This is a genomic window from Butyricicoccus sp. AM32-19 (assembly GCF_003480365.1).
Lineage (GTDB): Bacteria > Bacillota > Clostridia > Oscillospirales > Butyricicoccaceae > Agathobaculum > Agathobaculum butyriciproducens.
Window position 1 is genome coordinate 53,231 of record NZ_QUIX01000012.1, and the last position, 11,380, is coordinate 64,610.

Below are 11,380 nucleotides of genomic sequence, written 5' to 3' on the forward strand. Positions count from 1 at the left end.
GTGAATTGCCGCGTAGCGGCAAGAGAAGGTGGTCTGGACCATGCTCCCCCTTTTTATGAATTTCCTGCGGAAATTCTATTGAATGCGCACCCAACGGTGCGGAATGCGTGTATTTCTTTTCTTCTCTCTCCTGCTTATCACCAGGTGCCGAGGATGAGTCTGCCCTTTTCGCGGCGCAGAATCCCATCCATTTCCAGCATGGTGACAAGGCTCATCACCCGCGGCGCTGCCAGACCGCAGCGGTCGATCAGCTCCTCGGGCGTGCTCACACCATCCCGCACAAGCGTGACGATGGTTTTTTCATCCTCATTTAAGCCGTCCGGCAGCGGTTTTGCGGCTGCTGACGGTGTTTTGGGTTCGGCTTTCGCCTTTTCTGCGGCAGCGGCGCGGCGCTGTTCGGCCTGCTGCTCACGCCTGCGAATGTCCTCCCATGCACTTCTGGCAGCCGGTTCCGGATACTCGCCGGTCTGGCGCCGGAACGCCTGCTGTACCGCCTGTTCGGGCATCATGCCGCCGTAGGCGCGCACGAGCGTCACCGGGCTGCTGAGCAGCGCGGCTTCGCCTTTTTCGATCAACTCATTGCACGACTGCGACTGCGGCGCGTCTATCGGGCCGGGCACGGCGTACACATCGCGTCCCTGATCGAGCGCGTGACGCGCGGTAATGAGCGCACCCGAACGCCAGTCGCTCGCCTCCACGATGACGGACGCGACCGACAGACCGCTGATGATGCGGTTGCGCTGATGGTAATTGCGTCCGTGCGGCTCGGTGCCGGGCGGATATTCGCTGATGATAGCCCCCATGAGCAGGATATCGCCCATCAGGCTGCGGTGCTGCGGCGGATAACACACATCGGGACCGCCCGCCAGCACGGCGACGGTCAGACCGCCCGCCTTCAGCGCACCGCGGTGTGCCGCGCCGTCATTGCCGAGCGCCATGCCGCTGACGGTTATCATGCCCGTCCGGGCCAGCGTTGTGCCGATCTGATCGGCGACTTTCAGGCCATACGGCGTCGCCTTGCGCGTGCCGACGACGGCTACGGCGGGAACGCTGTCGAAATCCGGCCAGCGTCCGCGCACATACAGCACGGTCGGCGGATCTGGGATCGCCCGCAGGCGGTCCGGATAAGCGCTGTCGCCGATGGTAATGATCTGGATATTCTTTTCCGTGCAGGACCGGATGACCTGCTCGGCTTCGGACGTATCCTTGTCGCACAGCAGATCGACATGGGTCTTGCGCAGCTCACACGGCGCAGCTGTCAGTGCCTGCCGGTCGGCAGCGAACACCGCCTCCGGAGAGCCGAAGGCATCGAGTACCTCGGCAGCTGTGCGCGAGCCGAGTCCGCGCTTGAGCGAAAGCCAAACATAGCTGAGTCTTGACGGCATAGTGCCCGCCTCCTCATTTTGTCATTTCGTAGATCACGATGGCCGCGGCAACGCCCGCATTGAGCGATTCGGCACGGCCCTTCATGGGAATGATAACGCGCTTATCGGACAGACGGAGCGCCTGCTCGGTCACGCCCTTTCCCTCACTGCCGATGATAACGGCGGCTTTGGAAAGCGACACCGAGGAAAGCGGCACGCTGTCCTCGTGCAGCGCGGTGGCATACAGCGGCAGACCGTTCCGGTGCAGCCGTTCGGCGGCCTCCGCAAGCGGCAGCGTCACGCACGGCAGACGGAACACCGCGCCCATCGTCGAGCGCACGACCTTGGGTGAAAACGGATCGGCGCAGCCCTCGCACAACACAACGGCGCCGAGCGCGAACGCTTCGGCGGTGCGTAAGATCGTGCCAAGGTTGCCCGGGTCCTGTAAGCCGTCCAGCAGGAGCACCTGCCCGGCTCCGTCCAGCGCGTCTGCCGTCCACTGCGGCTGCTCGCAGGAAAAGATGACGTTCTGCGGCGTTTCCACCTCACTTGCGAGTTTGAACAGCGCATCCGGTGCAGAATACAGGACAGCTCCCTGCCCTTCCGCCTCTTTGATGAACGGACTGTCCCAGCCGTCTCTCACAAGCACGGTTTTCAGCTTCGCGCCCGAACGCAGTGCTTCTCCCAGCATTTTTTCGCCCTCGCACAGCATTTCCTCCGTGCTCCGGCGGTATTTTCGTTCCCGTCCCAGCCGCGCAAGGTGCTTGAGCGCGGCATTCTGACGGCTCTGTATCTCAATCAATCCAGTTCCACCACCCTGCTCACAAATTTATTTTCGCCCATGATAAACAGAAGATCATCCGCCTCGATGGCTCTATCCGGCTTAGGACTTGCATCCAGTGCACCCTGTTCACCATGACGGACGGCGAGCACATTCACTTTATGCTTCTGCCGCACGTCAAGCTGCACCAGCGATCTGCCGACCCAGCTTTTCGGCGCGTGTATCTCCAGAATACTGTATTCGTCCGACACGCCGATAAAATCCACCACGTTGGTATGTGCCAGGCGCTGTGCCAGCTTGCAGCCCATTTCGCTCTCCGGCAGGACAACACGGTCCGCACCGACGCGTTCGAGCACCTTGGCATGCACAGTGCTTCTCGCTTTGGCAATGATGTATTGCGCGCCCAGATCCTTGAGCATGACTGTGATGAGGATGCTCGCCTCCATATCCGTACCTACCGCAACAATACAGCAGTCGAAGTTGCGCACGCCGACGGCCCCCAGCACGGCTTCGTCCTGCGCGTCGCCCTGCATGACCTGCGTCACATCATCCGCGATGCGCTGCACGCTCTCGACGTTCTCGTCGATGGCAAGAACCTCCTGACCAAGCTCGGTCAGCTCCTGCGCAACGGCGGTACCGAATCGGCCCATGCCGATCACCAGAAAGGATTTCATATCTGTCTCTCCTTTGGATAACTGCTTAATCTACTTCACCATAAAGGCATCATCACGCAAAATGCCGAAAATGTAATTGCGGAATGCTGCCTCAACCAATAAATACATCTGCGTCCGGGTATTTGAGCCTTGGCGGCTCTCTGCGGCGCATGAAAACGGCAACGCCGAGCGTCAGCACACCGACACGGCCCATATACATCATCACGATCAGAATAACGCGCGAAGCCGCCGCCAACGTCGGTGTCAGACCCATGGACACACCGACCGTGCCGAACGCGGAGACCGCTTCAAACAGGCACTGGTGAAACGGTGCGTCCTCGATTCCGGCGATCGCACAGGCGCCGACCAGACAGAGCACGCCGCCTGCCATGAGCAGGGTTACGGCGTTCATGATGCTGCGCGGCGCAATCGTCCGGCCGAACGCCGAAACCGTTGTGCGCCCGCAGAAGGCGCTGATGGCCGTGAGCACGAGCACGGCCGCCGTCACGGTCTTGATGCCGCCTGCTGTTGAGCCGGGCGATCCGCCGATGAACATGAGCAGGCACGACACCGCCTGACTCGGGCCGGTAAGCGCGCCGAGGTCGATGGTGTTGAAGCCTGCCGTGCGCAGGGTCACGGACTCAAACGCCGCCGCAAGCAGCTTGTGCGGAGTATCAAACGCACCGAGCGTTGCCGGATTGCTCCACTCGAACAGCAGCGTCCAGCCGAAGCCGAACAGCAGCAGTCCTGCCGTGGCCGTCAGCACGATTTTCGTGTGCAGGCTCAGGCGGCGGAAACTGTGCTTGTCCCACACGTCACTCCACACGAAAAAGCCGAGACCGCCGAGCACGATGAGCGCCATCACCGTAATGTTCACGAGCGGATCCTCCGCCCAGCCGATGAGCGACTGAAACGGATCGTCCGGTGTGCCCATCAGGTCAAAGCCTGCGTTGCAGAATGCCGAAACCGCGTGGAACACGCCCATTGTGATTCCCTTCGGGAAACCGTAATGCGGCACGAACCGGCAGGACAGCAGAACCGCTCCCGTCCCTTCGATGATGAACGTGCCGAACAGCACGCGCCGTGTCAGACGGACAATGCCGCCGCCGTCCGACAGATTAAGCCCCGCGCTCATCACCATGCGCTCGTGCAGCGTGATCGTTCGCCGCAGGACAAACGACGCAATAGCCGCGACGGACATAAAGCCGAGTCCGCCGATCTGAATCAGCAGCAGGATGACGCACTTGCCGAATACCGACCAGTGCACCGCCGTGCTGACCGTGACGAGTCCGGTAACACAGCTCGCCGAGGCTGCTGTAAACAGCGCGTCGAGAAACGGCGTTATCTGTCCGTCTGCCGCCGAAACCGGCAGCATCAGCACCAGCGCACCCACCAGAATCGTCAGCGCAAAGCCGACGGCAAGCACCGTCGGCGCCCGCAGTCCCAGATGCCGCTTATGCACCATAAAAATCTGCGTCTGCACGATAAATCCCCTCCTTTAACGATGATACGCTGAAAGCCTGAACGTACCGTTCAGGCTTTAAACAGGCATACAATTATATAGTAGTATATCATCGAATTTTTGTCTGTTCAATATAATCTTATACCCGAAATTTTTCGAGAAGTCAAGCGATTTGCGGAATTTTTCCACGCAAGAATAAGCAAGGGCTCTCTGATTTTCAACAGATCAGAGAGCCCGGAGGGGGTTCTGCCGCCGGCAAATACTCCAACAATCCGGCAGACAGAAGTTTATTCCGCAGTTCAAACACATCTACACATTTCCCATTTTACGGTAATATGGTAAGAGGAAAACCGCATCGAACTGCGAAATAACACAGATAACAAATGGTACGTTTTTGCGTACTTATCCAGTATAACACCATATCCTGCACAGTCCATAGGCATTTTTTGCCCAAAGCCTGCTATTCCTTACTGCAAATGAGCCTTCCGGCACAGGTGGCTGCCGGAAGGCTCAGGAGAAAGATTAAGATGCTACCAGATTCGGGAGGAAATATACAATCTGCGGGAATACCGTTACCAGAATTACCACTGCGATGATAATCAGGATGAACGGGATAACGCCGCGGTAAATTTCCTGTATTTTGACCGACGGCGGCACAATGCCCTTGATGTAGAACAGTGCGAAGCCGAACGGCGGCGTCATGAAGCAGGTCTGCAGCATAACAGCTGTAACTGCGACGATCCACAGGCGGTCAAAGCCGAACATATCCATAATCGGCAGGAAGATCGGGAATACGATCATAACGATACCCAGCCAGTCGAGGAACATGCCCATAACGAATACAATCGCCATCATGATTGCGAACGCGCCCCATTTGCCGATGCCAACGCTCGAAATCCAGGTTGCAATCAGCTGGTCGCCATCGAGCGACATGAAGATGCCGGTGAAGGCAGACGCGCCGAACAGGATGATGAATACCATCGCAGAGGTCTTTGCGGTGTCGATCAGCGAATCGTACAGCATTTTGAAGCTGAACTGCTTGTAGAAGATGGCGAGGATGAGCGAGAACAGTGCGCCTACGCCTGCTGCCTCGGTCGGGGTTGCCCAGCCGGTAAAGATAGAACCGAGCACGCCGACGATCAGGATGACCGGCGGGATCAGGTTGATGAGCGAACCGGTGATGCGCTCACGCAGCGGCATGGCAGCCAGCTCTTCGGTGGTCATCGCCGGACCATAATCCGGGTGGATATGGCAGATGACGAACACATAAATCATGTAGAACAGCGACAGGACAAGACCCGGAACGATGGCGGCGAAGAAAATCTTGCCGACCGATACATTCGCATAAGAGCCCATCGAAACCAGCATGATGGACGGCGGGATCAGGATGCCGAGTGAACCGCCCGCACACACCATGCCGCACGCGAGAGACGGCTTATAGCCGCACTTCAGCAGCACCGGTACGGACAGCATGCCCATGGTAACAACGGATGCGCCGACGATGCCGGTCGTGGCAGCGAACACGGTGGAAACCACGATCACTGCCAGACCGAGACCGCCCTTCAGAGGACCAAGCAGGTAGCGGATAGAGAGGAACAGCCCATCCGCAACCTTGGAATGTGTCAAAAAGTTTGCCATCAGCACGAACATCGGGATGGCGACCATGGAATAGCTTTGCATCTGGTCGTACACCTTGGTCATGGCGATGGTGATGCCCGGGCCGCCCCAGGCGAGATAACCGATAATAACACCGGCGCCGCCGAGGACGAACGCAAGCTCCTGACCGGTCGCAAGACCGATGATCATGATAAGGAACAGTACGCCAAGCAGGATCGCGCTGAGCTGTGTTGCGCCAACGCCGGACTGCGTGACAAGATTGGTCAGCATTTCCATCATGCAGCGTCGCCTCCCTTCGTATCATCCGTGCCGGAAACGGCTTCACCGATGCCGCGCACGCACTTGAGCATCTCGGAAATGCCCTGCAGTGCGAGCAGCGTCATGCCGACGAACAGCGCCAGCTTGACCGGCCATGCCGGCGGCGCCCATACCGAATAGCCGCGCTCACCCGTGGTATACGAGCGAAGGAAAAATCCGAAGCTCTCGGGCACGAGCACGAATACGAACGGAACAAAGAACACCAGATAGGTAATCAGGTGCAGAATGTTCTGCGCAAGCGGTTTAAGCCGTGCATACAGCACATCAACCGCAACAAAGGCCTTCTTCTGGAAGCCGTAGGCGCAGACCATGATAATGTAGCAGCCGAAGGTCATGCAGATGACGTCCATCGTCCAGATCTGCGGACTGTGGAACAAACGGCGCAGCACGACTTCGGTAACAATGACCGCGAGAATGCCAAGAACGGCGAAGGAAGCAATCCTGCCGATCCAGTCATTGACGAGGTCGATCACATCGCAGATGCGTTTGATCACTTTCATATATTACACCTCATCTTCTGAGGCTCCGTGCTCTCAAAAGAGAGCACGGAACACTCTGTCGGTCACTTTTCGGATTCATCGTAGTTGAAGCCCCAGCCGTAGTCACCGAGCATTGCACGGTAGGTATCGGCATGTTCACGGTAATCCTGCATAGAGCTGTATACCATGTTGAAGTTTTCATTCTTCGCAGCTTCTTCCTCGTAAACCTGACGGCAGGTCTCACGGATGGTGTTCCAGTCGTCCTGGTTCATCTTGGTGACGATGCAGCCATCCTCCTCGAGCATCTTCTTGGTGGAATCGAAATCCATCCACAGGTAGCGGGACAGCTGCTCGGAGGTGCAGATCTCAGCCGCCATCTGGATGGCGTTCTGGTACTCCTCAGGAAGCTCGTTCCACGCGTCCTTGTTGATCATAACGCCGTTGACACCGCCGGACTGATACCATGCAGGCGAGCACCAGTACTTGGCAACCTCCTGTAATTTCAGCGAATCATCCGAGCACGGCGTGGAGAACTCGCCGCCGTCGATAACGCCGCGCTGCAGCGACTCATAAAGCTCGCTTGCCGCAACGGTGGTGATGTTGATGCCCAGCTTTTCCGCCGCACGGCCTGCCATAACGCCGCCGAGGCGGATCTTCATGCTCTGCATGTCCTTGATAGAAGTGATCGGCTTGGTCGAACGGATACCGGACTCTGCGTGATTGATCATGATTGGGAAATACGTCATGTTGTATTTGCCGTACATATCCTGATAGCACTGCAGACCGCCGCCCTGGGTGATCCAGATGTAATAGTCCATGCCGGTGAAGTTATCCATCGTGGTAGAGAGCAGCTCAAAAGCGGTATCCTTGCCGCTCCAGTAGCCGCCCCAGTCACCGCCGCACTGGATGGTGCCGTTCTGGACGTAATCGAACAGCTGGTTTGCCGCACAAAGCGATCCCTCCGGATAGTTGGTGATGGTGAAGCGTCCGTCGGTCAGCTGGCTGACCAACTCGGAGAAGCGCTCGTCACAGGTGAAGTGAATGTTGCCGTCACCCCAGGTGGAACCCATCTTCCAAGTGATGACCGGCAGATCACTGCTGCCGCCTGCAACTGCATTGGCGTTTGCCGCATCCATCATGCCGCTGTCCGCGGCATTGCCGCAGCCGGACAAACCAAGGGTTGCCGCACCGACTGCACCGCAAAGCAGACCTGCCATCAATCTTTTGATTTTCATCTTTTTAGCCTCCTTGTTCGTTTTCCTCTATCGAAAACGCCGTTTTGCGGACGTTTGCGAACAAACTGGTCATGCACAAGGAGGGGTTCTCGCTAATCGCTGTCGGCCAGTGCCTGTACGGCCTGCACGACCTCCTTCTGCGCATCGGAAAGGTGTTCGTAAATCGGCTGCACCGCTGCACGGAACTTTTCGGCCTGCTCCTCATCGAGCAGCGCCATGTAGCAGCCGCTGCGGGATGCATGCAGCATTGCTCGAACCTCTGCGCTCTGCCAGTGGTCGCGCTGCCACGAAGCCGCCTCAGCGGCGCATCGCTCAATGATGGTCTGCTCCTCCTGTGAGAACGTTTCCCACGTTTCCGAGGACGCGACCAGCACATCCGCGTTGTAGGAATGTCGGTCGTAAGTCCAGTACGGTGCAAGCTGATAGTAGCCGCTGTCAACATAGGTAGGCAGCGTGCTCTCGGCGCCGTCAATCCGGTCAGTGCGGAGCGCGAGCGCGATCTCATCCGGCGGCAGCGTCACCGCCTCGGCGCCCCACATCGGAATGACCTGCTTCATCTGCGAGGAATCCTCGGTGCCGAGCCGCAGGTCCTTCATATCATCGAGTGAGGTGATCGCCTTTCCTGTCGTGAAAAAGCACCGGTAACCGGCATAAAAATAGCTTAAACCGGTAAGGCCCTTGTCCTCGAGCGAGGCCATCACCTGCTGACCGACTGCGCCGTCCAGCACCCGGAACAAGTGCTTGTCCGAGGTGTACTCGTACGGCAGCTGCAGCGCCGCAAGCTGCGGTGCATACGCTGCGGCAGACGAGATTGGCGTGCGTACAAAATCAATGCCGCCGTACACGCACTGCTCAAGTGCGGATGCATCGGTACCAAGCTCGTTATCAAAGCTCGGCAGAATTTGTATCGCGCCGTCCGTTTCCCTGCGCACCATGTCGCAGAAGCGCTGACACGCCTGATTGGCGAGGTAGTTTTCGCTCTGCCCGCTGGCAAGGCGGTAATAGCGGATATGCGGCTCGTCCGTGCCGCCGGTACATGCACAGAGCATGAGCAGCAGCCATCCGGCGATCACACACCGAAAGCGTTTATTCATCTTTCCATCTCCTATTATATAGGGTGACCAGTTTCGGCAACATCGTAAATACTTGCGGTAGACAGGTAAAATCACAGCGTACTGAAAATTTTCACATTCTATTTTATGACATTTGCATAAACATTTTGGAAGGAATAGTAAATTTCCGTATAAATTCCGTAAATCCTGCCGCGCGGCTCGTTCAGTTTGCGTTATGATTGCGGTACTCGGTAGGCGTTACGCCCAAATGCCGCTTGAACACCTTCGTGAAGTAGTTTGCATCCGTATAGCCGACCCGAACAGCGATTTCCCGTACCGGAATATCAGTCTGCTGCAGCAGCTCAACCGCACGGTCGATACGGTAGGCGGTCAAGTATTCAAGGAAGGTCTGGTTATACGAGGTGCGAAAAAAGCGTGAGAAGTAGAACGCACTCATGCCCATCGCCTCTGCCGCCTGATCGAGCGACACATCCCGCATGTAATGATGCTCCAGCCACACGGAAAACTGGGTGCAGAACGCATTTCCCGGCTTGTCCCCGCGTACCGCCGGACGGCTTTCCGGCAGCAGATTCAGCTTGCGCAGGCAGGCGGTAATCTGAGCACTGTCGAACGGCTTGACCAGATAATCCGTTCCGCCGGCCCGCATGGCGCCTACAGCGTAGTCGAAGCGGTCGAAGGCAGTCAGGAACACGATGTGCGTTTCCGGCATGGCTTTGTGGATGATGGCTGCCGCATCAAGGCCGTTCATCACCGGCATTTCAATATCCATCAGCACCAGCTGCGGCTGAATTTGACGGGCGCGTTCAACCGCCTCCCGTCCGTTCGCAACTCCCTCGATGAGTGCATCCGCGCCAAGCAAATCACGCATCTGTCCGCTCAGATTCTGCAGACTCAGCGGTTCGTCCTCCGCAATCAGTACCTTTAACATATATGCTCTTCCCCTTTCATGGGCAGTATGATGCGGGCTGTCGTGCCCAATCCGGGACAGCTGACAATGCGGAAGCTGCCGCCGGACAGCGCAATGCGTCCCGCGATATTCTGCAGGCCGATGGACCGGTGTCCCTCGGCGGTGTTCTGTTTCATTTTGCTGCGCGAGAAGCCGCCGCCGTTGTCCGTAATCTGGATGCGGCAGCCTTCCGGTGCAAGCTGCGTCACAATGCGGATGCGGCCGCCCGCACTGCGGCTGCGCATGCCGTGCACAATGGAGTTTTCCACGATTGGCTGCAGTGTGAATTTCGGCAGTTCACAGGCCGCACAGCGGCTGTCGCAGTCCATCTCGAACGAAATGCGTTCACCGAACCGCAGCTCCTGCAGTGAAATGTAGTCGCGCAGCAGCGCAAGCTCGCGGTCGAGTGTTACCACGCTGTCATCATGGTCAAGCGTGTAGCGGAAGAAGTTCGCCAGCCGCACCACCATGTCGCCGGTGACGGTCGCCTGCTCGATTCCGGCCATATTGGCCACGCTCTGCAGCGTGTTGAACAGAAAATGCGGGTTGATCTGGCTCTGCAGCTGCGCAAAGCGGCTCTGCTCGATCAGCTGCCGCAGGCGTGCTGCCTCGCTCTCCTGCTGACGCAGGGATTTTTCCAGCTGTGCTTCGCTTTCCAGTGCGTGGATCGTCCGCGCGATCTGGTGCTTGAGGTGGTTAAACGAGTCAGCGAGCATACCGATCTCGTCCGAGCGTGCAAAGTTGAAGTCCTCAATGTCATATTCGCCATCCGCGACGCGGCGCGCACCGCGGCTCATCTGCTGCACCGGCAGCAGCAGGCTGCGTGCGTAGTACAGCATCGCGCCTGCAAACAGCACGCTGCCGATCGCGGCTACGATGGTAAATACCATGTTCTGCGCGGTACCCCGCTGACCGAGGACCAGATAGCCCTCGCGTCCCTCCATCAGAAAGGCCTCCGTCAGCTGGTCGGTGTATTGCGTCAGATAGCTGCCCTGTGTACGCAGAGCTTCGTAGTTCACCGCATCAAATGTGCCGCCATGCAGCTGCGCGATGAACGTCTCCTGACGGACTCGATAGCTTTTCATCGTGCGGTCGATGACCTGCTTGAGCACCTCGCTCTGTGTGTTGCCGTCGGTCTCTGCGCTGCGCAGCCGCTCCCACGCACAGGCGGTGTCCTGCACGGCGTCCGCATATTTGTCGATCGTATCGGACCCGGGCGCCGCAAGCGTCAGCTCGCTCAGAAGCGCATTTTCCTGCTCCATGGCGTTCATGTAGTCCGTGCAGCGTGCATATTCGGACAGGATATCATTGCTTTTCTCGCGGTAATCATAAAAATCGTTCATTAACAGTCCCACCACCAGCAGAATGGGAATGACGAATGCGCAGCTCAGCACAATCGCCTTGTTCACAATGGACAGACGCACCCACCATTGACGTACTCCGTGCACAGGC

General features: G+C 57.9%; 10 protein-coding genes. All 10 read right to left on the reverse strand.

Annotated elements, in window-relative coordinates; translation table 11 throughout:
* Window positions 1-137: 137 nt before the first annotated feature.
* Window positions 138-1,385 (reverse strand): DNA-processing protein DprA, encoded by a 1,248-nt coding sequence (dprA, locus tag DW806_RS10545; protein ID WP_118729919.1) that lies wholly within the window; start codon window positions 1,383-1,385, stop codon window positions 138-140.
* A 13-nt stretch (window positions 1,386-1,398) separates the two neighbouring features.
* Window positions 1,399-2,166 carry a TrmH family RNA methyltransferase gene (locus DW806_RS10550; protein WP_118729920.1) on the reverse strand — a complete coding sequence of 256 codons (768 nt, stop codon included), beginning with the start codon at window positions 2,164-2,166 and terminating at the stop codon, window positions 1,399-1,401.
* Entirely contained in the window at window positions 2,163-2,819 is a 657-nt protein-coding gene (locus tag DW806_RS10555; protein WP_118285384.1) for a potassium channel family protein, read from the reverse strand. Before DW806_RS10555 ends, DW806_RS10550 begins: the two co-directional genes overlap by 4 nt.
* Before the next feature lie 91 nt (window positions 2,820-2,910).
* Entirely contained in the window at window positions 2,911-4,281 is a 1,371-nt protein-coding gene (locus DW806_RS10560; protein ID WP_243022714.1) for a TrkH family potassium uptake protein, read from the reverse strand.
* Window positions 4,282-4,782: 501 nt separating this feature from the next.
* Window positions 4,783-6,156 carry a TRAP transporter large permease gene (locus tag DW806_RS10565; RefSeq protein WP_199677303.1) on the reverse strand — a complete coding sequence of 458 codons (1,374 nt, stop codon included), beginning with the start codon at window positions 6,154-6,156 and terminating at the stop codon, window positions 4,783-4,785.
* Window positions 6,153-6,695 (reverse strand): TRAP transporter small permease subunit, encoded by a 543-nt coding sequence (locus DW806_RS10570; RefSeq protein WP_110436437.1) that lies wholly within the window; start codon window positions 6,693-6,695, stop codon window positions 6,153-6,155. The genes DW806_RS10565 and DW806_RS10570 overlap by 4 nt, the downstream gene beginning before the upstream one ends.
* 62 nt (window positions 6,696-6,757) lie before the next feature.
* On the reverse strand, window positions 6,758-7,909 hold the full coding sequence (locus DW806_RS10575) for a TRAP transporter substrate-binding protein (protein ID WP_118729921.1): 1,152 nt from the start codon (window positions 7,907-7,909) through the stop codon (window positions 6,758-6,760).
* A gap of 92 nt (window positions 7,910-8,001) precedes the next feature.
* On the reverse strand, window positions 8,002-9,003 hold the full coding sequence (gene dctP / locus DW806_RS10580) for a TRAP transporter substrate-binding protein DctP (RefSeq protein ID WP_117489303.1): 1,002 nt from the start codon (window positions 9,001-9,003) through the stop codon (window positions 8,002-8,004).
* Window positions 9,004-9,184: 181 nt separating this feature from the next.
* Window positions 9,185-9,910, reverse strand: a complete 726-nt coding sequence (locus DW806_RS10585; protein ID WP_117489305.1) for a response regulator transcription factor — start codon at window positions 9,908-9,910, stop codon at window positions 9,185-9,187.
* Entirely contained in the window at window positions 9,904-11,376 is a 1,473-nt protein-coding gene (locus DW806_RS10590; RefSeq protein ID WP_158578352.1) for a sensor histidine kinase, read from the reverse strand. The genes DW806_RS10585 and DW806_RS10590 overlap by 7 nt, the downstream gene beginning before the upstream one ends.
* Window positions 11,377-11,380: the final 4 nt, after the last annotated feature.

Bases quoted from the DNA above. Each gene is read 5' to 3' on its own strand.
- DW806_RS10570 (WP_110436437.1), bottom strand. From the start codon at position 6,695: ATGAAAGTGATCAAACGCATCTGCGATGTGATCGACCTCGTCAATGAC.
- DW806_RS10555 (WP_118285384.1), bottom strand. From the start codon at position 2,819: ATGAAATCCTTTCTGGTGATCGGCATGGGCCGATTCGGTACCGCCGTT.
- DW806_RS10565 (WP_199677303.1), bottom strand. From the start codon at position 6,156: ATGATGGAAATGCTGACCAATCTTGTCACGCAGTCCGGCGTTGGCGCA.
- DW806_RS10575 (WP_118729921.1), bottom strand. From the start codon at position 7,909: ATGAAAATCAAAAGATTGATGGCAGGTCTGCTTTGCGGTGCAGTCGGT.
- DW806_RS10585 (WP_117489305.1), bottom strand. From the start codon at position 9,910: ATGTTAAAGGTACTGATTGCGGAGGACGAACCGCTGAGTCTGCAGAAT.
- dctP (WP_117489303.1), bottom strand. From the start codon at position 9,003: ATGAATAAACGCTTTCGGTGTGTGATCGCCGGATGGCTGCTGCTCATG.
- dprA (WP_118729919.1), bottom strand. From the start codon at position 1,385: ATGCCGTCAAGACTCAGCTATGTTTGGCTTTCGCTCAAGCGCGGACTC.